Source organism: Streptomyces sp. NBC_00425 (genome assembly GCF_036030735.1).
Classification (GTDB): Bacteria; Actinomycetota; Actinomycetes; order Streptomycetales; family Streptomycetaceae; genus Streptomyces.
Window position 1 is genome coordinate 6,827,971 of sequence record NZ_CP107928.1, and the last position, 22,482, is coordinate 6,850,452.

21 protein-coding genes and 3 pseudogenes are annotated in these 22,482 nt (G+C 67.9%); 9 read left to right on the forward strand and 15 right to left on the reverse strand.

Annotated elements, in window-relative coordinates:
* The first annotated feature begins 24 nt into the window (after positions 1-24).
* A complete protein-coding gene (locus OHS82_RS29930) occupies positions 25-258 on the forward strand; it encodes a hypothetical protein (RefSeq protein ID WP_063894330.1) in 234 nt (77 codons plus the stop codon).
* Here the strand turns inward: OHS82_RS29930 and OHS82_RS29935 are convergent.
* On the reverse strand, positions 157-519 hold the full coding sequence (locus tag OHS82_RS29935) for an ATP-binding protein (RefSeq protein WP_079041579.1): 363 nt from the start codon (positions 517-519) through the stop codon (positions 157-159). The two genes, OHS82_RS29930 and OHS82_RS29935, sit on opposite strands and share 102 nt — an antisense overlap.
* Before the next feature lie 133 nt (positions 520-652).
* On the opposite strand from OHS82_RS29935, the gene OHS82_RS29940 reads away from it, so the two are divergent.
* Positions 653-1,483 carry a helix-turn-helix domain-containing protein gene (locus OHS82_RS29940; RefSeq protein WP_328434944.1) on the forward strand — a complete coding sequence of 277 codons (831 nt, stop codon included), beginning with the start codon at positions 653-655 and terminating at the stop codon, positions 1,481-1,483.
* Positions 1,461-1,655 carry a DUF397 domain-containing protein gene (locus tag OHS82_RS29945; RefSeq protein ID WP_328434945.1) on the forward strand — a complete coding sequence of 65 codons (195 nt, stop codon included), beginning with the start codon at positions 1,461-1,463 and terminating at the stop codon, positions 1,653-1,655. The genes OHS82_RS29940 and OHS82_RS29945 overlap by 23 nt, the downstream gene beginning before the upstream one ends.
* Here OHS82_RS29945 and OHS82_RS29950 read toward each other — a convergent pair.
* Positions 1,639-2,808 carry a steroid 3-ketoacyl-CoA thiolase gene (locus OHS82_RS29950; protein WP_328434946.1) on the reverse strand — a complete coding sequence of 390 codons (1,170 nt, stop codon included), beginning with the start codon at positions 2,806-2,808 and terminating at the stop codon, positions 1,639-1,641. The two genes, OHS82_RS29945 and OHS82_RS29950, sit on opposite strands and share 17 nt — an antisense overlap.
* Before the next feature lie 193 nt (positions 2,809-3,001).
* Between OHS82_RS29950 and OHS82_RS29955 the strand changes: the two genes are divergently transcribed.
* Entirely contained in the window at positions 3,002-4,240 is a 1,239-nt protein-coding gene (locus OHS82_RS29955) for a cytochrome P450 (protein WP_328434947.1), read from the forward strand.
* Between the two features lie 31 nt (positions 4,241-4,271).
* Here the strand turns inward: OHS82_RS29955 and OHS82_RS29960 are convergent, their stop codons facing one another.
* The 7 genes from OHS82_RS29960 to OHS82_RS29990 form a co-directional block, all read right to left on the reverse strand.
* Positions 4,272-5,048: a YoaK family protein gene (locus OHS82_RS29960; protein WP_328434948.1), complete on the reverse strand. Its 777-nt coding sequence runs from the start codon at positions 5,046-5,048 to the stop codon at positions 4,272-4,274.
* Positions 5,049-5,236: 188 nt separating this feature from the next.
* Complete coding sequence (locus OHS82_RS29965) at positions 5,237-5,659, reverse strand: transglycosylase SLT domain-containing protein (RefSeq protein WP_328434949.1); 423 nt, start codon at positions 5,657-5,659, stop codon at positions 5,237-5,239.
* Between the two features lie 336 nt (positions 5,660-5,995).
* Complete coding sequence (locus OHS82_RS29970; protein ID WP_328434950.1) at positions 5,996-6,841, reverse strand: ECF transporter S component; 846 nt, start codon at positions 6,839-6,841, stop codon at positions 5,996-5,998.
* Positions 6,838-8,679 (reverse strand): ABC transporter ATP-binding protein, encoded by a 1,842-nt coding sequence (locus OHS82_RS29975; protein ID WP_328434951.1) that lies wholly within the window; start codon positions 8,677-8,679, stop codon positions 6,838-6,840. Before OHS82_RS29975 ends, OHS82_RS29970 begins: the two co-directional genes overlap by 4 nt.
* Complete coding sequence (locus tag OHS82_RS29980) at positions 8,676-9,749, reverse strand: energy-coupling factor transporter transmembrane component T (RefSeq protein ID WP_057583119.1); 1,074 nt, start codon at positions 9,747-9,749, stop codon at positions 8,676-8,678. The genes OHS82_RS29975 and OHS82_RS29980 overlap by 4 nt, the downstream gene beginning before the upstream one ends.
* Positions 9,742-10,467: an SCO2322 family protein gene (locus OHS82_RS29985; RefSeq protein WP_443061808.1), complete on the reverse strand. Its 726-nt coding sequence runs from the start codon at positions 10,465-10,467 to the stop codon at positions 9,742-9,744. The genes OHS82_RS29980 and OHS82_RS29985 overlap by 8 nt, the downstream gene beginning before the upstream one ends.
* Positions 10,464-11,708 carry a prenyltransferase/squalene oxidase repeat-containing protein gene (locus OHS82_RS29990; RefSeq protein WP_328434952.1) on the reverse strand — a complete coding sequence of 415 codons (1,245 nt, stop codon included), beginning with the start codon at positions 11,706-11,708 and terminating at the stop codon, positions 10,464-10,466. Before OHS82_RS29990 ends, OHS82_RS29985 begins: the two co-directional genes overlap by 4 nt.
* Before the next feature lie 301 nt (positions 11,709-12,009).
* On the opposite strand from OHS82_RS29990, the gene OHS82_RS29995 reads away from it, so the two are divergent.
* Positions 12,010-12,699 (forward strand): phosphotransferase, encoded by a 690-nt coding sequence (locus tag OHS82_RS29995; RefSeq protein ID WP_328434953.1) that lies wholly within the window; start codon positions 12,010-12,012, stop codon positions 12,697-12,699.
* Here the strand turns inward: OHS82_RS29995 and OHS82_RS30000 are convergent.
* Complete coding sequence (locus OHS82_RS30000) at positions 12,680-13,138, reverse strand: nuclear transport factor 2 family protein (protein WP_057583128.1); 459 nt, start codon at positions 13,136-13,138, stop codon at positions 12,680-12,682. The two genes, OHS82_RS29995 and OHS82_RS30000, sit on opposite strands and share 20 nt — an antisense overlap.
* An 81-nt stretch (positions 13,139-13,219) precedes the next feature.
* Positions 13,220-14,269 (reverse strand): MBL fold metallo-hydrolase, encoded by a 1,050-nt coding sequence (locus OHS82_RS30005; RefSeq protein WP_328434954.1) that lies wholly within the window; start codon positions 14,267-14,269, stop codon positions 13,220-13,222.
* Between the two features lie 361 nt (positions 14,270-14,630).
* Between OHS82_RS30005 and OHS82_RS30010 the strand changes: the two genes are divergently transcribed.
* Positions 14,631-15,215 carry a hypothetical protein gene (locus tag OHS82_RS30010; protein ID WP_328434955.1) on the forward strand — a complete coding sequence of 195 codons (585 nt, stop codon included), beginning with the start codon at positions 14,631-14,633 and terminating at the stop codon, positions 15,213-15,215.
* A gap of 485 nt (positions 15,216-15,700) precedes the next feature.
* Positions 15,701-16,478: pseudogene (locus OHS82_RS30015) on the forward strand (transposase family protein).
* A 387-nt stretch (positions 16,479-16,865) separates the two neighbouring features.
* Here OHS82_RS30015 and OHS82_RS30020 read toward each other — a convergent pair.
* Positions 16,866-18,101 carry a hypothetical protein gene (locus OHS82_RS30020; RefSeq protein WP_328434956.1) on the reverse strand — a complete coding sequence of 412 codons (1,236 nt, stop codon included), beginning with the start codon at positions 18,099-18,101 and terminating at the stop codon, positions 16,866-16,868.
* A gap of 204 nt (positions 18,102-18,305) precedes the next feature.
* Here OHS82_RS30020 and OHS82_RS30025 point away from each other — a divergent pair.
* Together OHS82_RS30025 and OHS82_RS30030 are read left to right on the forward strand one after the other, a co-directional pair.
* A pseudogene (locus OHS82_RS30025) lies at positions 18,306-18,799 on the forward strand (transposase family protein); the annotation flags it as partial.
* 96 nt (positions 18,800-18,895) lie between these two features.
* A pseudogene (locus OHS82_RS30030) lies at positions 18,896-19,673 on the forward strand (transposase family protein).
* Positions 19,674-19,721: 48 nt separating this feature from the next.
* Here OHS82_RS30030 and OHS82_RS30035 read toward each other — a convergent pair.
* The 3 genes from OHS82_RS30035 to OHS82_RS30045 all read right to left on the reverse strand — a co-directional run bounded on the left by OHS82_RS30035 (position 19,722) and on the right by OHS82_RS30045 (position 22,470).
* The gene (locus OHS82_RS30035; protein ID WP_328434957.1) at positions 19,722-20,468 is read right to left on the reverse strand and encodes a hypothetical protein; all 747 of its coding nucleotides are present in this window, start codon (positions 20,466-20,468) and stop codon (positions 19,722-19,724) included.
* A gap of 131 nt (positions 20,469-20,599) precedes the next feature.
* Entirely contained in the window at positions 20,600-21,223 is a 624-nt protein-coding gene (locus OHS82_RS30040; RefSeq protein WP_328434958.1) for a TIR domain-containing protein, read from the reverse strand.
* Positions 21,220-22,470 (reverse strand): DUF4231 domain-containing protein, encoded by a 1,251-nt coding sequence (locus OHS82_RS30045; protein WP_328434959.1) that lies wholly within the window; start codon positions 22,468-22,470, stop codon positions 21,220-21,222. Before OHS82_RS30045 ends, OHS82_RS30040 begins: the two co-directional genes overlap by 4 nt.
* Positions 22,471-22,482 lie beyond the last annotated feature (12 nt).

A 22,482-nucleotide genomic window follows, 5' to 3' on the forward strand; every position in this document is an offset into this window, starting at 1 on the left:
GCGACCTGGGGCCGCCTGTCAGCCGTGGGCATCCAGCGCGGACGCCCACGCTCGATCAACGGCATGTGGATCGCGGCCTGTGTCCTCACCTACGACCTGCCGCTGGCCATGCTCGCCCTCAACGACTACGACGGCCCCGCGCCCCTCGACGCCGGTTCAGCACTCGAACCACACCGTTTTTCCGCCTTCGGGGGTCGGTGTCACGCCCCACCTGTCCACCAGGGCGTTCAGGAGGAACAGGCCTCGGCCGCTTTCTGAGTCCGGGTCCGGTAGTGACTCCGTGAGGGTCGGGAGGCGTTGGCCGTAAGTGTCTGTTACTTCTGCACGGACTCCTGTTGCTTGCCTCTGTAGCAGCAAGGTGCAGCGGCGGTCCGGGACGTGGCGGACGACGTTGACGATCAGTTCTGTCAGCGCCAGTTCCACCGTGTCCGTCAGCGGCTCCATGTTCCAGTCCGTCAGGAGCCCGCGGGCGATTCTGCGGATGTGGTGGGCCGAGTGGGCGTCGGCCGTGAGGGTCATGCGGTACTGGGTGGGGACCGGGGGTGCGTAGATCGAGGGGAAGTATCCGTTCACGCTACGAGGGTGGCCCCGCGCGACTACTCTGAGCTACAGGTTGAATGCAACCCGTGGTCGTGTGAGAGAGGGGCCCTGTGTGACCCATGTGAACGTTCTTGATCCCGGAGCTTCGCCGCTCGACTACTACGGGTTCGAGCTGCGGCGGCTGCGGGAGGCGGCTGGCCTTACGCAACAGCAGATGGGGGACGTCCTCAATTACACCGGCTCCCTGGTTGGGCAGATCGAGACGGCACGGAAGGTTCCCACTCCTGAGTTCAGTGAGCGGGTGGACGCGGCTCTGGGAACCGGCGGGTTGTTCTCGCGGCTTGTCGTCCTTGTTCTGCGCAGCCAACTTCCGTGCTGGTTCCAGCAGGTGGCTGAGCTCCAGTCGCGAGCTGTCGAGATCTACGCTTTCGAGACGCACATGGTGCCCGGTCTGCTCCAGACCAGGGAGTATGCGCGGGTCGTGCTCGGGGCGCTCGACCAAGCCGACCTCGACGACCGCACCGCAGCGCGACTGGGTCGACAGCGCATTTTTCAGAAGGACCAACCACCCAGCTACTGGCTGGTGCTGAGTGAGGGGGCGCTGTGTCAGGAGATCGGTGGTCGAGCAGTCATGCAGGAGCAACTGGCCCACCTGTTGTCCTTCGAGGGCAATCCGCGGATCAACGTTCAGGTGCTGCCCTTCTCGGCTGGTGTGCACGCGGGGCTGCAAGGCGCCTTTGACCTCTATCGCTTCGTGGGTGACGCTCCCATCGTCTATACCGAGGGCTACAACACTGGGCATCCGACCGCCAACCCGGACACGGTTCAGGACTGCTCACTCCGTTACGATCATCTTCAAGCTGCCGCGCTCTCCTTGAGGGACTCGGCGGCTCTGATCCGGCGAGTGATGGAGGACCGCTATGGAGAGCAGCATCTGGCGTAAGTCCAGCTACAGCGGCGACCAGGGCGGGAACTGTGTTGAGGTTGCCCAGACTCTCGGCGGCGCGGCGGACGTCGTTGCTGTTCGTGATTCCAAGACGCCGGCGGGTCCGGTGTTGACTGTCGGGCCCGCCGGGTTCTCGCGATTCCTGGGGTGGGTTACAGCCGTTGGATGATGGTGCCTGTGGCCAGGGCGCCGCCTGCGCACATGGTGATCAGGGCGAACTCCTTGTCGGTGCGCTCCAGTTCGTGCAGGGCCGTGGCGATCAGGCGGGCGCCCGTCGCGCCGACCGGGTGGCCGAGGGCGATCGCGCCGCCGTTGACGTTGACCTTGGACAGGTCGGCGTCGAAGACCTTCGTCCAGCTCAGCACCACCGACGCGAACGCCTCGTTGATCTCGACCAGGTCGATGTCCTTCAGTGTCATGCCCGCCTTGCCGAGCACCGCACGCGTCGCGTCGATCGGGCCGTCCAGGTGGAAGTGCGGGTTCGCGCCCACCAGGGCCTGGGCGACGATCCGCGCCCTCGGCTTCAGCTTCAGGGCGCGTGCCATCCGTTTCGACGCCCACATGATCGCCGCCGCGCCGTCGCTGATCTGGGACGAGTTGCCAGCCGTGTGGATCGCCGTCGGCATCACGGGTTTGAGGCCCGCCAGGGCTTCCGGGGACGTGTCGCGCAGGCCCTCGTCGCGGTCCACCAGGCGCCACATGCCCTGGCCCGCCGCCTGTTCGTCCTCCGTCGTGGGGACCTGCACGGCGAACGTCTCGCGCTTGAAGCGTTCCTCCGACCATGCCGTCGCCGCCCGGTTCTGCGAGAGGACGCCCAGCTCGTCCACGTCCGCACGCGTCAGGCCGCGGTGTCGCGCGATGCGTTCCGCCGCCTCGAACTGGTTCGGGAGGTCGACGTTCCACTCGTCCGGGAACGGCTTTCCCGGGCCGTGCTTGGAGCCCGAGCCGAGCGGGACGCGGCTCATCGCCTCGACGCCGCAGCTGATGCCGACGTCGATCACGCCTGCCGCGATCATGTTCGCGGTCATGTGCGAAGCCTGCTGCGAGGAGCCACACTGGCAGTCGACGGTGGTCGCCGCCGTCTCGTAGGGGAGGCCCATGGTCAGCCAGGCGGTGCGGGCGGGGTTCATGGACTGTTCGCCGGCGTGGGTCACCGTGCCGCCGACGATCTGTTCCACGGCGTCGGCGGGGATGCCGGTGCGGCCGAGGAGCTCGCGGTAGGTCTCGCCCAGGAGATAGGCGGGGTGCAGGTTGGCGAGCGCGCCGCCGCGCTTGCCGATGGGAGTGCGGACTGCTTCCACGATCACGGGTTCGGCGGCCATGGGTGCGGATCCCTTCGGAACTAGTACGTGTTCTAGTTCTGCTCTGTGCAGTCTGCTGACGTGACGTGCGTCACCGCAAGGGTCTTGCAGCCTCGAGGCTCCTGAACTACCTTCTCGGCAATCTGTTTCTGATGACACGTCAGATTCTGCGGATGCCGACGTAGCCGGCGTCGTCAGATGGCTGGAGCCGCCGATGCACTGTCCAGCGCTTCCCGACGGGTTCGACTTCACCGACCCCGACCTGCTGCAACACCACGTGCCCCTGCCCGAGTTCGCCGCGCTTCGACAGGTCGAACCGGTCCGCTGGATCCCGCAGTCGGGCAACGTCGCCGGCTTCCAGGACGAGGGGTACTGGGCGGTCACCCGGCACGCGGACGTGAAATACGTGTCCACGCATCCCGAGATCTTCTCCTCCTACCTCAACACCGCCATCATCCGGTTCAACGAGCGCATCGAGCGCTCCTCCATCGACGCCCAGCGGTTCATCCTGCTGAACATGGACCCGCCCGAGCACACCCGCGTGCGGCAGATCGTGCAGCGGGGGTTCACGCCACGGGCCATCCGGGGGCTCGAGGAGCGGTTGCGTGCGCGGGCCGTCGACATCGTCGAGCGGGCGCGTGAACAGGGCGGCGGTTCCTTCGACTTCGTCACCTCCGTCGCCTCGGAGCTGCCGCTGCAGGCCATCGCCGAGCTGATCGGCATACCCCAGGACGACCGCGCGAAGATCTTCGAGTGGTCCAACAAGATGATCGCGTACGACGACCCCGAGTACGCCATCACCGCCGAGGTGGGCCAGCAGTCGGCCGCCGAGGTGATCGCGTACGCCATGAACATGGCCGCCGAGCGCAAGCAGTGCCCCGCCCACGACATCGTCTCCACGCTGGTGGCCGCCGAGAACGAGGGCAACCTGAACTCCGACGAGTTCGGGTTCTTCGTCCTCATGCTCGCGGTGGCCGGAAACGAGACGACCCGCAACGCCACCACCCACGGGATGCACGCCTTCCTCACCCATCCCGAGCAGTGGGAGTTCTACAAGCGCGAACGGCCCGACACCGCCGCCGAGGAGATCGTGCGGTGGGCCACCCCCGTCGTCGCCTTCCAGCGGACCGCCACCCAGGACACCGAACTCGGCGGCAAGCAGATCAGGAAGGGCGACCGGGTCGGGATCTTCTACGCCTCCGCCAACCGCGACCCCGAGGTGTTCGAGAACCCGGACTCCTTCGACGTCACCCGCGATCCCAATCCGCATCTCGGGTTCGGCGGCGGCGGACCGCACTTCTGCCTCGGCAAGTCGCTCGCCGTCCTCGAGATCAACCTCATCTTCAACGCCATCGCCGACGCCATGCCCGGCATGACGCTGGTGGGCGACCCGCGACGGCTGCGGTCCGCCTGGATCAACGGGGTGAAGGAGCTGAGGGTCAGTCCGGGGTGACCGACCGGCGTCACCACGCGTCGGGGCGGGGTCAGTCCCTGTCGGACACCGTGAAGGCCAGGGCCGCCGACGTCGTGGCGGCCAGCAGCAGCGGAATCGCCAGGTCGGCGTGGAGCACCAGGCCCGCGCCGAGCACCGCGCCCGAGAACATCGCGGCCACGGCCGCCGTGCGGCGCGGTGACCGCCGGCCCGAGCCGTCGCCCGCCCAGGAGTCGGCGGCCAGGCCGGTGAGGGTCATCGTCACGACGGTGGTCGTGGTGATGCCGGGCACCTGCAGTTTGCGGACCGTCGCGTTGCGCAGGCCCATGGCGAACGCGGTCAGCGTGATGACCGTGTAGACGGTGACCGGGGCGTCGTCCGAGGTGGCGGCCGCCACGGCCGCCGAGACCGCGAGGAGCAGCGCCTCGGTGATCAGCATCGCCCGCGCCGGTGCGCGGCGGGACCCGTCGCCCAGCCGCCGGGCGATCCGCCCGCCGGTCGCGGCGCCCGCCAGGAAGAAGGCGAGCGACGTGGCGGTGTGCGGGACCGAGAAGCCCGGGGCGCCGGCGGCGGCGAAACCCAGCACCACGACGTTGCCGGTCATGTTTGCGGTGAAGACATGCCCCAGACCGAGATAGGTCACCGCGTCGATGAGTCCGCTCATGGCGGTCAGGACGAGGAGGACGGGGACCAGACGGACGCCGCCGCGCCCTTCCGTTTCCTGCTCGGGCTGTGCGGGCTGCTCGGGCTGCTCGGGCTGCTCGGGTCGTGGGGGCTGCGCGGGTTGTGGGGGCTCCGGGGGTTCGGCCGGGGGCTCGGTGCCGGTCATCCGCTCAGTGGAGCACGGTGAGGTGAGAAAACGCCGAAGGCGACGGCCCGGGGGATCGGGGGCCGCCGCCTTCGACGCGTATCGGGGCGCGCGAAGCGCGGGTCACACGGTGGGGCTCAAGCGGGTGGAGCGGGCGGTGCAGGTGGTGCAGGCAGTGCGAGCGGTGCGAGCGGTGCGGTGGGCGTGGCTCAGTACCAGCCGTTGGCCTGCCAGAAGGTCCAGGCGCCGACCGGGCTGCCGTAGCGGGAGTTCATGTAGTCCAGACCCCACTTGATCTGGGTCTTGGCGTTGGTCTTCCAGTCGGAGCCGGCCGAGGCCATCTTGGAGCCGGGCAGGGCCTGGACGAGGCCGTAGGCGCCGGAGGAGGCGTTGGTGGCGTCGACGTCCCAGCCGCTCTCGTGCTTGACGATGTTGGAGAAGGCCTTGTACTGCGCGGCGTCCGGGATCATCTTGTGCGCGATCGCCTGGGCCTTGGCGGCGGAGGGCGCGGACGACGTCGCGGCGTGGGCCGGTGCCGCGGACAGCGCCATGCCCGCGGCGGCGGTGGCCACGGCGATGCCGGTGAGGGCCTTCTTCGGGGAAGCGATGCGACGGATGACGGAGACGGACACGAAGAACCTTTTCTTTCGGGGACGGTGGCGGTCGCCTGCATGCCGGAGTCACGCGGTGCGTGGCCGCACCGCGTGGTGTGCGGTGGGTGGCTGCATGCCGCGGCGCCGAGGCCCGTGGGCTTGTCGGCGCCGTGCGACGTCATCCACAGAAACAGGATCGGCCGCTGTCCGCAAAGACCCCTTTTGCTAGTGGACGTCGTATGTCGGGGGTGGGGTGCCGATGTGACCTGGCTCTCAATGTGCAGGTCAGACCCGCTGATGGCATGCCCATGGCATCCGATTCGGCCGACTAGGGAAGTTAGTAGGTGATGTGGGTCATGTGGGGTGGTTCACCGGTCAACGGTGCTCGGAGGGCGTCCGAGGGGCCTCGAATGTGACCGCGGTCTCGAAGGCGGCCCGGCGGGTGGCTCTGCGTAGCGCCTTCAGCACCGCCGGACCGAGCGTGCACGTCAGCAGCACCGTGACCAGCGCCCGCCCCAGGTCCCAGCCCAGCGACGTCGCCACGCAGTACGCCACGAAGCGGGCCAGGTTCGCCGGGACCGTCCCGTCCGGATCGAAGGCGACGCCCGAGGCCAGCGTGCCCATGAAGGGCCAGCCGGCCAGGTTCATCGCCGTGCCGTAGGCGAAGGCGGCCAGGAAGCCGTAGGCGGACAGCAGCAGCAGTTCCGCACGGCCGCGCAGCCGGTCGCCGCCCGGCAGCAGGCCCGCGCCCATCGTGAACCAGCCCATCGCCAGCATCTGGAACGGCATCCACGGGCCCACCCCGCCGGTGAGCAGCGCGGACGCGAACATGGTCACCGAGCCGAGGACGAAGCCGAAGCCCGGACCGAGGACCCGCCCGCTCAGCACCATCAGGAAGAACATCGGCTCGATGCCCGCCGTCCCCGCGCCGAGCGGACGCAGCGCCGCGCCCGTCGCCGCCAGGACGCCGAGCATCGCCACCGCCTTCGCGCCCAGCCCGGACTCCGAGATCGTCGCCGCGACCACCCCCACCAGCAGCACCAGCAGGCCCGCGAAGAGCCAGGGGGCGTCCTGCGCGTGGGCGTTCAGCGCGGAGGCGGGCGGGGCCAGGAAGGGCCAGCCGAAGGCGACCACGCCCACCGCGCCGACCAGCGTCAGCGCGGCCAGGGAGCGCGGTCCCAGCCGGACGGGACGGGGACGCCGTCCGGGTCGGGCCGTCATCGCAGCGCCTCCCTCACCTGCGTGACCGTGAGCCACCGCTGCGGGGCCAGGATCTTCGTCACCTGCGGGGCGAAGGACGGCGAGGAGACCACGACCTCGGCCGTCGGGCCGTCCGCGATGACCTCGCCCTCGGCGAGCAGCACCACCCGGTGGGCCAGTTCCGCGGCGAGTTCCACGTCGTGCGTGGCCAGCACGATCGCGTGACCGGCCGCGGCCAGCCCGCGCAGGACGGCGACCAGGCGGGCCTTCGCCGCGTAGTCCAGGCCGCGGGTCGGCTCGTCGAGGAGGAGGAGCGGCGGGCGCGCGGTGAGGACGACGGCCAGCGCGAGGGTGAGGCGCTGGCCCTCGGAGAGGTCGCGGGGGTGGACGCCGTCCCCGATATCGGGCAGCAGCTCCGAGACCAGGGCGCGGCAGGAGCCGGGCTCGGCCCCTGCGTCCCGGTCGGCGGCCGCGCATTCGGCGGCGACCGTGTCGGCGTACAGCAGGTCGCGCGGCTCCTGCGGGACCAGTCCGACGCGGCGGACCAGATCGCGGGGCGAGGCGCGGTGCGGGACGGCACCCGACACGCGGACCGTTCCGGCGGACGGCTCGACCAGGCCGACGAACGTGTTGAGCAGCGTCGACTTGCCGGCGCCGTTGCGGCCCATGAGGGCGACGGTCTCGCCGGGCGCGACGGAGAGATCGACGCCGCGCAACGCCTGGACGCCGGCCCGGCGGACGCCCAGGGCACGGGCCTCGGCGGGGGGCGCGGGAGCGGTGGGCGCCTCCGGGGAACGGGAAGACGAACGGGAACGGGAAAGGAAAGGGGCAGGGGCGCGGCGCAGGAGGCGACGGGCCCGGAGCCTCGCGGACGGCGTCTGTGCCGGGGGTTCGGCGACCGGTGCCGGTGCCGGTGCTGACTTCTGCGCCGGCGATTCGACGACCGACGCAGGCACAGGTTCCGCCGTCGCTGCCGCCGACCCGCCGTGTATGTCGCCGTGTGTGACGACGGGCGCGTTGCCGGTGTCTCGGGGGGCTTCCCGTGCGGCGAGGCGTTCCCGCAGGCCGGCGGCCCTTCGGCGGGCGTCGCGCACGGTCAGCGGCAGCGGCGACCAGTCCGTCAGCCGGCCCAGGGCGACGACCGGCGGGAACACCGGGGACACGGCCATGACGTCCGCCGGTGCGCCGAGTACGGGGGCCGCGCCGGGGGCGGGCAGCAGGGCGACCTGGTCGGCGTACTGCAGGACGCGCTCCAGCCGGTGCTCCGCCAGCAGCACGGTCGTCCCGAGGTCGTGGACCAGCCGGAGCAGGACCGCGAGGACCTCCTCGGCGGCGGCCGGGTCGAGCGCGGACGTCGGTTCGTCCAGGACGAGCACCCGGGGGTGCGGGGTGAGCACCGAGCCGATCGCGACACGCTGCTGCTGGCCGCCGGAGAGGGTGGCGATGGGGCGGTCGCGCAGGCCGGCCAGGCCGAGCAGGTCCAGGGTCTCCTCGACGCGCCGGCGCATCACCTCCGGCGGGAGGCCCAACGACTCCATGCCGTAGGCGAGTTCCTCCTCGACCGTGTCCGTCACGAAGTGCGAGAGCGGGTCCTGGCCCACGGTGCCGACGACGTCGGCGAGTTCACGCGGTCTGTGGGTGCGGGTGTCACGGCCGGCGACCGTGACCCGGCCCCGCAGGGTGCCGCCGGTGAAGTGCGGGACGAGGCCGCTGACCGCGCCCAGGAGCGTCGACTTGCCCACCCCCGACGGGCCCGCCAGCAGCACGAGTTCACCCTCGGGAATCTCGAAGTCGACGCCGGCGACGGCGGGTTCGGCGACGCCGGCGTACGTCACGGAGACGTTCTCGAAACGGATCACGACGGCTCCTCGGACACGAACGCGGGCAGCAGGCCGATCAGGACGGCCGCCGCCGGCCAGAGCGGAAGGGCGGGCGCGGTCAGCGGCACCACACCGGGGTGCAGGGCCGCCGGGTCGGCGGACGCGGCGGCGACGAGGAGGGCCGCGACGGTGACGCCGGAGGCGGCGACCAGACAGGCCCGCGGCGTCCAGCGGTCCGGACGGTACCGGGTGCGCGGGGAACGGCGGCCCCCCAGGCGCAGCCCGGCGAGGGCGGCGACGACCCCGGTGAGCAGCACCGGCAGTCCGTAGGCGCCGCCGGCCGCGGTGAGCAGGCCGTACGTTCCCGCGCAGACGCCGAGCAGACCGCCCAGGGTGAGGGCGGCGGTCGTCCGGCGGACGGGGGCGGGGACGTCGGCGGTGCGGCCGTAGCCGCGGGCGTCCATGGCTGCGGCCAGGGCCACCGAGCGTTCCAGCGCGCCCTCGAGGACCGGCAGGCCCACCTGGAGCAGGCCGCGCACACCCCGGTCCGGGCGGCCCCGCAGCCGGCGTGCGGCGCGCAGCCGGTGGACGTCCGCGATGAGGTTCGGGGCGAACGTCATGGCCACCACCACCGCCACGCCCGTCTCGTAGAGCGCTCCGGGCAGGGTCTTCAGCAGGCGGGAGGGACTGGCCAAAGCGTTCGCCGCGCCCACGCACACCAGCAGGGTCGCCAGGCGCAGGGCGTCGTAGAGGGCGAAGAGCAGGCCCTCGGCCGTGACGGCGCCGCCCAGCCGGATGCCCTGCGCCCAGTGCGGAAGCGGGACTTCGGGGAGCGTGACGAGGACGTGCGTGCCCGGGATCGGGGAGCCAAGCACGACGACGAAGACGATCCGGACGACCAGCACGGCGAGGGCGAGCCTGAGGAACGCCGCGTAGGAGCGGGCCCAGGGCGTGTCCGGGCGGCACACGGCGACGACGTAGGCGGACACCGCGAGGAGCAGGCCGAGGAGGAGCGGGTTGGAGGTACGCGTGGCGGCGGTGCCCAGACCGAGGGCCCAGAGCCACCAGGCGGCGGGGTGGAGTTGCGGGCGGGAGCGGCGGTCAGCCATTCCGGCGCGAACCCCGCCGTCGTGCCTGCCACACCGCTGCCGCAGCGAGTACGGCCACGGCCGCCGCGCCGCCGTACACGCCGAGCGACGGACCGCTGCCGCCGCTGCCGCCGCTGCTGCCGTCGCCGCCGGCCTTCGGCTGCGGCGCGGGCGGCTGCGTCCCGCTCGTCGATCCGTCCGTCGATCCGTCCGTCGCCACCTGCTCCCCGCAGCCCGTCTCCGGGTAGCCGGCGATCGCGCACAGCAGGGCGTTCGCGTCGTAGCGCAGGGGCTTCGCGACGGCGGCGAGCGCCTCGGCCGTCGTCGCGTCGGAGGACACCCGGGCACACGCCGTGCGTGGGGAGGGCGCCGGAGGCGTCTCGCCGCCGGGGGCGTCCGCCGCCGTGCCGAAGTCGAGGACCAGGGCAACGCGCTTGGCGCCGTCCTCCGCGGGCGTCCGGGCGCAGATCGCCGCGAACGAGGCAGCGCCGCGCGGCTGCGACGCGTCCTGGGAGTCCGCGCTCACGGCGAACCGGAAGCCCTGCACGTCGCCGTCGGCCGGGCGGGCGGTGGACGGCCCCTGGGTCGCGTACGTCCACCGGTCGCCGGCGCGGTCCCAGAACGACCAGTAGCGGTAGCCCGCAGCCCGGGCCGGGCCGGCGGCGCCGACCACGCCGGCCGCGCCGGTCAGGAGGAGCGACAGCGCGGCGAGGAGGAGGGCGACACGACGGCCTGTCACGGCTGCCGCTTCCGGCCGCGTGCGCTGATCAGGAACCCGATGCCGATGCCGGCGACGAGGAAGACGCCGACGATCAGCCAGACGCTGTAGCCGGAACCCGAGTCGCTCTTCTTGTCGGTGTCGGCGTCGGTCTTCTTACGGGCGTCGCCGGCCGGCGAGGTGGCCTGCGGGGTCGGGCCCGTCGCATTCAGCTGTGCGACCAGGTCCGTGCCGCCGAAGGCGCGCGGGTCGGCGCCCGTGGCGCGGGCCGCGAAGACCAGCTGGGCGTAGGCGGCCGGGCCGCTCTGCTTCGCCCAGGCCGCCGCGTTCTGCCGCAGCCAGGCGAGGGGCTTCGCCGCCTGCTCGGCCGCGCCCTGGGCGGCGAGCGCGACGACCGCGTCCGCGGTGTTGCCGTAGTCGGGCTGGTCCTCGGCGCCGGGCAGGGCCGACGTGAGGTGGCCGGTCGCGGTGACCGCCGCGGCGAGGTGGGCGGCGCCGTTGCGGGCGAGGTCGGCCGGGGTGAGCGCGCCGGGCGTGCCGCCGCACACGGGGACCGCCGAGGTCTTTGCGGCCGTCGCCGCGAAGCCCTCGCCGAGGGCGCCGAGCACGCCCGCCGCCGTCGCGTCCGCGTTGGCCACGAGGGCGCCCTTCTTGTCCGGCTGGTAGGCGAACGCGCCGCCGCCGTCCCCGCCGCACGGAAGGGAGAGCTTCCCGAGCGCGTCGAGCGGCGACTTCCCGGCCTTCCGCACCTGCGCGGGCTGCTGCCCGGCCGCCGCCAGCGCCCCCGCCACGACGGACGTCGAGTTCGCGTCGCTCGCCCCGCCCGCGGAGTAGCCCCAGCCGCCGTCGGCGTTCTGGACGGACTTCAGCCAGCCGACCGCCTTGTCCGCCGCTGCCCGGTGACCGCCGAGGGCGGTCAGCGCCTGGACGGCCGCGGCCGTGCTGTTGGTGTCCGTCATCAGTTTCGCGTCGCAGGGCCCCGCGGGATCGGCGCGGAACGCGGCGAAGGCGCCGTTCGCGCACTGCTGCCCGGACAGCCACGCCACCGCCTCGTCGGCGGGGGTGACGCCCACGGTGTGCTGCGCGAGCAGGGCCAGCGACTGACGCCAGACGCCGTCGTAGGTCGGGTCGGAGGTCCCGTACAGCCCGGCGGGCTTCGCCGTGGACGGGACGGGGGACGGAGTGGCGGCCACGGCGGGGACTGCTGCGCCCAGCACGACGGTGGCGGCGGCGAGTGCCGCGGCGCTACGGCGGACGTTCATGATCGGCGGGTGCCTCTCCCGGTCGGGGAGCCGGGCAGCACGGGACACCCCGGCGGCTCGGCTCCGTATGCCTCGACGGTGCCGTGCGACGGCGGGACTGCCGACGCACGCGAGCCGGTCACGTCCCGTACCGGGCGATCCGGCTCTACGGACAGGGGCCTCCCCGGGGCGAGCGATGCCGGGGCTCGGGAAGGGGCAGCGCCGGAATTGCACCGGCTTCCCCCTGTACGGGCGTGGACGACGCGGCCACTCTACCGGCAGGTAGGAATCGGCCCGAGGGGCCCCCGGAGACCGTAGGTTCATGCTCATGCCAGCGATGGGGAGGCCGCTCGCGTCGGCCACGGGGAGACTGCTCGGCTCGGGCCGCACGGCCGACCTCTACGAGATCGACGAGGCCTGGGTGCTGCGCCGGGACCGGAATGGGTGGGGCGACGCGGTCGCCGAGGCGGCGGTGATGGCGCATGTGCGCGCGCACGGCTACCCGGCGCCGGCCGTCCGGCCCCCCGTCTCGCGCGCCGACCTGGTGATGGAACGGCTGGACGGGCCGACGATGCTCCAGGCGTTCACGGCGGGCACGCTGGACGCGGGGGAGGCGGGGCGGATGCTCGCCGGGCTGCTGCGCGCTCTGCACGCGGTGCCGGGACGAGGCTCGGACGGCACCCGCGTCCTGCACCTCGACCTGCACCCCGACAACGTCATCCTCGTCCCCGAAGGCCCGAGGGTCATCGACTGGGCGAACGCGGAGGAGGGCGACCCCGGCCTGGACTGGGGGACGTCGGCGGTGATCCTCGCCCAGGTCGCGGTGTCCGCCGAGCCGGTCGCGGCGTCGGCCCGCGCGATGCTGACGGCGCTTCTCGCCGACCCGTCCGGCCTCACCGGGGAGGGGCTGGCGGAGGCGCTGCGGCGACGGGCCGGCAACCCGACGATGAGCCCGCAGGAGACGGAAATCCTCGCGCCGGCAGCTGAGTTGGTCAGGTCGCTGACGGCGTAGCGGCGTGCGGTGTCGGCCCTCCGAACGGGAGGAACAGCACCCGCCGCGCCAGCAGCCACCCGCCGTCGACGCGCCGGAACGCATCTTCGTAGTGGCCGACCTGGACGGGCGGGCCGGCGGGGACGACGCCGCCCTCGTAACCGTCGACCCGGTGCGTCGAGAAGTACGAGACCGCGTGCGCGGAGTCCGGTCCGGTGGCCGTGACGAGGATGTTCGCCATCAGACGGCGGGACAGCCGGTCGGCGGGCCGCGAGCCGAAGTACTCCCGCAGGGCCGCGCGCCCCACGACCAGCCGCTCGCCGGCCGGCCACTCCCAGCTGCCGTCCTCGGTGAACAGCTCCGCCACGGTGGAGGGTTCGCCGAGGTCCAGGCGGTGGACGAAGTCGACGACGAGGCGCTCGCAGGCGCGTTCGGCGAGGAGGCGCTCCAGAGGGTCCATACGTCTGTCTAACAGGCGCGGCCGCGACGCGGCGATCGCTTTACCGGCGTCACACCCGCCGACGGCGATCGTTTGACGACGTCACACCGCTACGTACGTCACCGGATCGCTCCCCGTCACCGCCTCCGCCCGGCCCTGTTTCACGAGCCTGCGCAGGTGCGCCTCCGCCTCGGAGACCGCGATGTTGCGGGAGCCGTAGGGGATCTGGTCCCAGGGGCGGTTCCACTCCATGCGTTCGGCGACCTGCCAGGCGGTGAGGGGGACCGAGAGGAGGGCCAGGAGGCCGGTGAGGCGGTCCTCGTGGTGGGCGAGCAACTCCCGTACGCGGGAGGGGGCGTCGGTGAAGGGGTGCTGGTGGGCCGGGAGGATCTCGGCGGCGCCGAGGCGGCCGACGCGTTCGAGGGAGTCCAGGTAGTCGCCGAGGGGGTCGGTGACGGTGTCGTCGTCCGGGTCCTCGTAGAGGCCGATGTGCGGGGTGATCTCCGGGAGCAGGTGGTCGCCGGAGAACAGTCGGCCTTGACCGCCGAGCCGGGCGGGGTGTTCCTCCTCCAGGTGCAGGCAGACATGGCCCGGGGTGTGGCCCGGGGTCCAGATCGCGCGCAGCCGGCGGCCGGGGAGGTCGAGGAACTCGCCGGGGACGATCTCCCGGTCGGGGAGGGCGGGAGCCAGGCCGGGCAGGGTGCGGCGGCGGGCCGGAGTCGTGCGCAGGGGCGCGATGTGCTCCTCGGGGGCGCCGGCGGCCGTGAGCTTGTCCGCCATGTACGTGTACCAGCGCTCGGGTTTCGTCCCCCGGGTCCGCCGCACGATCGCGGCGTCCGCCGCGTGCATCGCCACCCACGCCCCGGAGGCCTCCCGCGCCTTCCCGGACAGCCCGTGGTGGTCGGGGTGGTGGTGGGTGACGACGACCCCGTGCAGGGCCTCGACGGACGTGCCGCAGGCGGTCAGTCCCGAGGTCAGGGCCTCCCAGGCGGACGGGTCGTCCCAGCCGGTGTCGATCAGCACCGGCCCGCGGTCGGTGTCGACGACGTACACGAGGGTGTGGCCGAGGGGGTTGTCGGGGATCGGCACCCGCAAGGAGCGGACTCCGCCGCCATGGTCGAACGTGCTGGGTCCGCCCGGACTGCTCTTCATCTGCCCTCCGTCACCCGACCATCGGCCCACTATAACTAGAACTGGTTCCAATGGATGCTCAAGTCACCGGATATGGTGGGGCGTTGAGCTGACCTGCGCCGATGCGCGCGCCGCCTGTCGCCGCTTGTCGACGTTGGTCACTGCCGGACGGCCAAGAGACGGCTCAGCTCTCACAGCCCGGTGCTCCTGGTGGAGGCCCGGACTTCTCCGCGAGAGCGGTACGTGCAGGGAGCCTGCTCGGGTGGCGTGCGCTCCCTTTGTGCGCTGGTGCCACCTTGTGTGACCCACCTGGAGGCAGCACGGTTCAGGTTGATGCTGCTTGGTGCTGTGCTGCAGGACTACCAGGGGAGGGCGGTACGTCGTGGGTTCAGCCAGTCAATGGGCCCGTGAGACCTTCGGGGACATAGCCGGTGAACTGGCGGACATCATCCCGGCCTGCCTCCTCCGGGCTCATGACCGTGCTCGGACCGGGCACGAGGGCGTCCACACTCAGACGCTCGAAGCGTACGGACACGGCCTCTACGCGGTGCAATACGAGGAACTTGTCGCTGGCATCTCCGGGCTCGGGGAAGCTGTGCGCCTGCAAGGACGAACGATGATGCTCGTCCGCGGCCACCTGATCCACCCCCTCCGCTACGCGAAGAAAGACGTGCTCGTCACGGCTGCACGCCTCCGTCGGGCCACAGGCTTTCGAGCAGACCTGATCCGGCGGCATGGCCCGTCTCCCAGGCAGCCGGCATTCGACCTGGACTGGGGCGAACTCGACGAATCCGAGGTGCATCCAGACCTGGAGCTGCTTCCTGAAGACGTGCAGCTCGTCCTGGTCGCCTACGCCTGCTCCATGGACAAGGGCGTCATGCGCATCGAGTGGGGTTCCGCGGAGTTGCGCCGTGAGGACCGGTACCTGATTTGGCACCGTCACGAGCCGCTGCCAATCAGCGATTGACCTGTAGCCGCGGTCAGTTGGGTACGGGCGTCACGGACCCACTCTGCTAGTTCTCCGGCTGCAGGCCTAACACGTCCAGTGTGGCAGATCATCTGCGGGGCCCCAGGCCAGAGAGGGGTGGAGGTGGTCACCCGGGGGCGTCCTCTGTCAGCGTTGGCCGACCTCGCACGGCCCAGGGGGCTGGGTGGCCGCGATCCTGATGAGCAAAAGGCCCACCAGACAGTACGCGGCGGGCAATCTTGCCAACGTGAGCCACCCGGGCCACATGGGCTTTCCCACGCTGGGCTCGTCGTCGACTTTGGTTGGCCCTCACTCACTGCCGCGCTATCTGTTCACTGGGAAGCAGCTCGAAGAGCGCCCAGTCTGGCGCATGCAGTCTCTCGCCGCCGGTGATAGTAGTCATTGAACCTCTTTCATCCTGTGCTGGCGGGTGAAAAGGGCTGGTCAGTGGGTGTGGTGATGAGGCAGGGCCCCTCGTCGTTGGCGTGGTGATTCCACTCAGCACACCGGCGACCGAAGGGACCCTGTTGGTTCCGTATCCTGCCACTCTCGACGTCCCGCATGAGCTCGTTGAGCACGTTGCCTGGCTGCTGTACGAGCACCGCCGCGCGCGTAACACCCGCTGGCGGAAGCTCGGCTGCTTCGACCAGGCGCTGCTCACGCTTGTCCACCTGCGTAAGAACGAGACGTTCGCCCAGCTCGGCGCCGGGTTCGCGATATCGCAGGCCACCGCCTGGCGCTACGTGGACGAGGCCCTGGAGGCGCTGGCCTCCTGGGCCCCAGGCCTCCATGAAGCCCTCACCGGCCTCGGTGAGGGCGACCACCGACCGCGTCCGCGCCGATCAGCCGCACTACTCGCAGAAACACAAGAAGCACGGCATGAACGTGCAGGTCATCGCCCGCACTGACGGCACACCACTGTGGTTCTCCCGCGCGACACCCGGCCGCACGCATGACCTGACCTCGGCCCGCGCCCACGGCATCGTCCAAGCCTGCCTGACCCGGCAGATCCTCGTGCTCGCGGACCGCGCCTGCCAGGGCGCCGGCGCCACCTTCCGCACCCCGTCCTACCACCACAGCGAACACCCCGAGCACTACGAGCAGTTCAACCGCGGCCACGCCCGACTCCGAGCCCCCGGCGAACGCGCCTTCGCCCAGCTCAAATCCTGGCGCATCATGCGCAGAGCACGCTCCTCCACCCGCCGCATCAGCCGCACCGTCCAAGCCATCCACGTACTACTGACCTGCGACTATTCAGGATGAAAGAGGTTCACTGAGCCCCTCCAACCCTTCACTCATCAGGTGGAGGTTGAAAAATTCCAACTATTGCAGGCAAATAGCGGTGGAGCTGCTCGCGATCACGTCCGACAGCTCGATGTGTGGCGCATTCATTTGCAGTTCCCACTGCTGCGCGAGTTCTGCAGGAATAGTCAAAGAGCCATTTTCGTTACGGATACATTTCGAGTGGCGATAGCGCTGCCAGTGCGGCCTTACGGCGTGCCCAGCGGACGGCAAGACGCTTGAACTGGTGGAGTAGGGCGAAAGCCTAATCCACCACGTAGTGCAGTTTTCCGACACAGTCCTCCGAATCGCCAGACCGGTCACACCCGACCAGAAAATCGCAACATGAACGTGTTGGGGACTCCAAGCTTAGTCGTCTCCCTCGCCCTCCGGGATCGTTTCGCCAGAATAGTCCCGCCCGTGCTGCGCAAGGTATTCCTGGTGGCGTAAAGGAAGTCGATTGAATGCGGCAAGTCGGTCCAGCCACTGCTGAAAAGTGGGATCATCCTGCCCGCGCGTCTCCTTATACACCAGGAGCAAGTTATAGACGTATGCTGGCTCTCCGTCAAATTTTCCGTAGGCTCGCAGCGTGTATTCGATAACAACATCGAAATCCTGACAGGCCCACGCCAACATGCCAACAACGTTATAGAGTTTTGCAAATTCATCAGAACGATTTGCATCATCAGGGAGCCGCGACACTAATTCTCTGACATATGTAACACCTTCCCGTGCGCGACCGTAATTTACAAAAAATTGCCGAAGCCCAGCCGCTGCGGAAGCGAGGGCGCCCCACCCCTGATCATCGAGCTCACCAGCATTGGCACTATCCACCAATTTGTTGATCTCGTTTTCCAAACGCGGAAAGGTCTCCTCGTGACCCGCGGCGAGCAAAATGCAGACGGCCCCTAAATATTCTTTCAACGGGACCGCTCGCTTGAGTCGATCCATCTGCGCCATGGCACCAGCAAGGTCCCCCGATCGCATGCAGCTAAACCAGGCATCGCGGGGCGACATGATCAGTAGGTCAAGATTATCCCTGGCACCTACTGCGCTAAGGGCTCGGCCACGATTCGAGGTTAGCGTGTCGAGTTTCCGCTCAATTCTTTGAAGGCTCTGTGAGACCGTGGACATGGACGCCCCCGTAGACCTTTGATCCACCTCCCCGCTCGCAATAGCATCAATGAATACGCGAAGTGCATTCTGAGATGCCAGAACGGCCCGCGCATTACTTAAATCGTATGTCAGCGTGCGAATTCCGGCGACATCGAAAGGAAGTCGCTCTTCCCAACTCTTCGACACCATTTGAATGAACGGCCGACCAGTCTCATGCCTGCGGCCGCACTCATAGAATACATTCGCATTATGGCCGGTCAGATCGATGATGCAAAGTTCAGCCTCTTGAACAAGGCGGATGACGTCCGTCGTGATGGCAGTCGGCGTCGCCATCCGATCGGCGCGTACTACCTTGAAGCGATAGCTCGATAATACCGGTTCAAGAAGCAACTCCAGGAAGTCATCCGCAGCCATCCGCACATCGGAATCTTCGCTCCCAATGGGGGATACCACGAAACATGTCGGCATCTCTTGAGACTGCTGAGTCATGCAGGTGACTCTACAGAGGGCGTGCCGCCCTGGCCTCATTTTTCGGTATCTGATCGTTTCGTAGCATTTTGAAGCAATAGTTGACAGATGCTGAGCCGTTTCCAACCTGACGGGAGGTTGGACGGTGGCCTTGGCCGCAGACATGGAGGCGCTCCTGGTAGGCGGGTCCATAACCAAGATCACCAGTCCACCAGGAGCTTTCGTGTGCCTCTCTACCCGTCCGCCATCGGTTCGTCCAGCTGCACCCTGCGCCACCTCTCTGGTTTTCTCGCAGGTCACCGCCGCCGCATCGGCTCTCGGTGGCGTCGCTTGACCTACGGCCGACAGGCCCTGCTCGTCCTGGCCCACCTGCGCTGCGGCGACACCGACGCCCGCCTCGCAGCAGGTCTCCGCATCGGGACCGCCACGGCCTACCGCTACATACACGGGGCCGTCGACCTCCTGGCCAGCCTCCCGCCCACGCTGGAACAGGCCATGGAGACCGTGCGGAAGAAGGCGTACGTGATCCTCGACGGCACCGTGCTGCCGATCGACCGTACTACTCCGGGAAGAAGCAGTACGGGATGGACGTGCAGGTCCTCGCGGATCCAGCCGACCGTCTGATCTGGACCTCCGATGTCCTGCCCGGGGCCGTCCACGATCTGACGGCGGCCCGGGCCCACGGCATTCCCGCCGCTCTCGCCGCCGATGACATCAAGTGCTGAGCAGACAGTGAACCTCTTTCATCCTGTGCTGGCGGGTGAAAAGGGCTGGTCAGTGGGTGTGGTGATGAGGCAGGGCCCCTCGTCGTTGGCGTGGTGATTCCACTCAGCACACCGGCGACCGAAGGGACCCTGTTGGTTCCGTATCCTGCCACTCTCGACGTCCCGCATGAGCTCGTTGAGCACGTTGCCTGGCTGCTGTACGAGCACCGCCGCGCGCGTAACACCCGCTGGCGGAAGCTCGGCTGCTTCGACCAGGCGCTGCTCACGCTTGTCCACCTGCGTAAGAACGAGACGTTCGCCCAGCTCGGCGCCGGGTTCGCGATATCGCAGGCCACCGCCTGGCGCTACGTGGACGAGGCCCTGGAGGCGCTGGCCTCCTGGGCCCCAGGCCTCCATGAAGCCCTCACCGGCCTCGGTGAGGGCGACCACCGACCGCGTCCGCGCCGATCAGCCGCACTACTCGCAGAAACACAAGAAGCACGGCATGAACGTGCAGGTCATCGCCCGCACTGACGGCACACCACTGTGGTTCTCCCGCGCGACACCCGGCCGCACGCATGACCTGACCTCGGCCCGCGCCCACGGCATCGTCCAAGCCTGCCTGACCCGGCAGATCCTCGTGCTCGCGGACCGCGCCTGCCAGGGCGCCGGCGCCACCTTCCGCACCCCGTCCTACCACCACAGCGAACACCCCGAGCACTACGAGCAGTTCAACCGCGGCCACGCCCGACTCCGAGCCCCCGGCGAACGCGCCTTCGCCCAGCTCAAATCCTGGCGCATCATGCGCAGAGCACGCTCCTCCACCCGCCGCATCAGCCGCACCGTCCAAGCCATCCACGTACTACTGACCTGCGACTATTCAGGATGAAAGAGGTTCATTACTGCCACCAATTACCGTCTTGCATATGCACCTATTTCAAATATCTCCGATGACTTCTTCGGAATCGGTATCGATGTCTGCCGCATTTACTTTCGAAGGGGGCCTGGCAGCCCGAGAACGAAGTAGAGAACTTCGACCATTTAGCGAAAATTCCAAAGCGTCCACGATTTCATCAAGCTCACGCTTCATCTGCTCTGGCGGCAGCTCACCCGCCCTCCTAATCTTGATCGCGCGATTCAATGCGTGCTCAATAGCGGAATCACTGCGACGCCCTCTAGCGCTAATTGCCATACGGTCCATTTGCGTCAACATTTCGCGTTGAGTGCGTGCCACCTCTTCTACGCTCGTCACGATCTCGGCCACAGTTCTTTCTACGGGGTTTCCGACTTGCATAGACAGGACATCCAACGTAGTAGAGATAGGGCTCTCTGCGTTTCCGCTCGTGAGAGCCTGCCGCAAGTGAGTTACGATTTGTGCTCGACAACTGTCGGCGCTTCTGAGGTCAGTGTAATCAAATGAGATGATTCGCATTTGCGCGATATCGAATGGGACGTCACATTCCTTATCTGCGATGAGTACGACGGGAAGCTTAGCCGTATGCCGCACAGCGAGCTCGTAGAACACGTTCGGATTAAGGCCCGTAAGGTCCGCCACGGCAGCCTTGGCGCGCAAAATATGATCGAGTACCTGAAGGTTGATTTGCCCAGGTTCCGCAATCTGATCGCCGCGTACGGCAGTCAGGTTCAGCTCTTGGGCGGCTCTTTTGACGATGAAATCAAGCACTCCGTCAGAGCGATTCCTCGTGTCGGAACCCTCGCTTCCAATCGGAGCGATAAAGAAACACTCCTCGTCCATCCCTGGCAGAACAGACCCGTCCAACTTCCCACCTCACACATTTCCGGTATGGCCGAAGATCACGAACAGGCAGAGTTATTAATCTTGCGAGCGCGTCCGTTCAGAATCAAACGACTTCTGCTCTGGCGCGCCAAATAGGCATCATGAATCCAGTTTCGGAGAGAAGCGTCGCTGGCAGGATAGGAATAGTACCGTGCGTATCCGACGTCCTCGCCGTTTTCGCGTATGACATTCTCGTTTACGCGAGCAGGCAAAGGTGCGCCACTAGCACGACCACTTGGAAGTTGCACCGCCATCAGGCCGCTAAGGCGATTCACCTTATCCTTGCGGAGCGTGCTGTAGACCTCCCAATCAACAAACTTCCTGGCCCAAGTGCACTTTCCTATCATGACGATGGTAACGGTGGTATCGGCGAGGTATTTCTCTCGGATTCGATCCATAATGTAGTCATTATTTTCACTCTGAATCACCGGATCGTCTTCAGAAACTCCGATTGCCCTGGGGGTGAAGAAGTCGCCAAAGGTATTTACGAAATCCAGCACTTCCATCGCATCGACTGCATGATAGCTAAGGAAGCACTTGTGGCGAGTGGCACTGTCCGCCTTATATTCCAACTGTCGCGAGATCGCTGTCAGTTGATTTTGCGCCAGCGCTGCCTGAATCCTGCGATTGCTGCTACTCATTCGAAATTCCTCCTAATTGCACGCATTCCCACTCTGCGGGCGAGCCACATGGTGTGCTCCCTACTGATGGCTTGCTCTGCGGATAGGACATATTTTGACCATGCCGCCTCGTCTGATGCGCTTGTATTTTCTCCTGCGGCTCTCACGAAGGCAAGCTCGATAGCCGTTAGCGAATACGCTGAGGCGAGGTTGTCGTACTGTTTCAGCTCCAGCCATGCTCCTGCTGCCGCGATGGCCGCAGCGATGGCGGCTCCGATGTCAACTACCGTCATGTCGAGGAGAATGGAAATACTTGCGGCCGCGCCTAGAGCTTCGAAAGAGATCAGCAGAGATCTCCATTTGCGCCCATTTCGCTCGTTGAGATTGGCTTTGGTCGTATACCAGACTTCTTGATCCTTGACTCGCAGTTCGAGATAAAGTTGCTTCCTGACTTCAGTTCCCTGCTCTCTTATTTGCTCCATCCTTGGGGTTAGCTGTGTCGTGCCGATCGAAATTCCCGGCAGGAACTGCAATGATTCTGTCACCAGGTCCTGGATGCGGGCGTATAGAATGTCACGAGCTTCATTCATGCGAAGGTCGGAGGGGAAAGGGGCTGCGCCCGTCATGTAGCGCCACGCCAATGTTTTCGCCGATTCCGCCAAAGCTCTACCGTGATACCAGCGATCCTCTGGCTTATTACGCAGCAAATGGATTTCCAGCAGGAGTGCTACCGTAAATGAAGCCAGGGCGACACCAGTCGCTGCCTTCTCAGGCCATGTGCCGTCCTTGCTGCTCACCGAAAAAATGCCAGCCGCTGCTGCTAGTACTGCAAGTTGTAGACGACCGCGCGTCCACCTCAAGTGACTCTTTTGGGCACTTTTAGAAATTCTATCGGCTGACTGATATACCCCGGGGAAGTCATCGTCAACCAGTGGCGTAGTCACCGGCACCTCTCGTTCTTTGAGTTCGCGGGTTGTTAGATTAGCGCTTCCTGTGCCGTGCTGGGGCCTCTCGTCACTGAACATGCAAAGGTCGGCGGAGCGGCTTTGAGGGGAGTGATCATGGCCCCGTAAGCTGATGGTGAGTCGGGCAGTCAGTGGACCTGCCCGTAAAGCACGACGTTGGGGCCATGATCTTCGAGGCTCCCCCCAAAGTGGCTGCCTAAAGCCGTGGAGCCGACCGCCCCAGCCACACAGGGTGTCTCCCACTTCATGCCCGCAGCCGCGAGCGCGCCGCCGGGCGCGGCCAGCCGGGGCGGAGGCAGACATCCGATGCGGTTG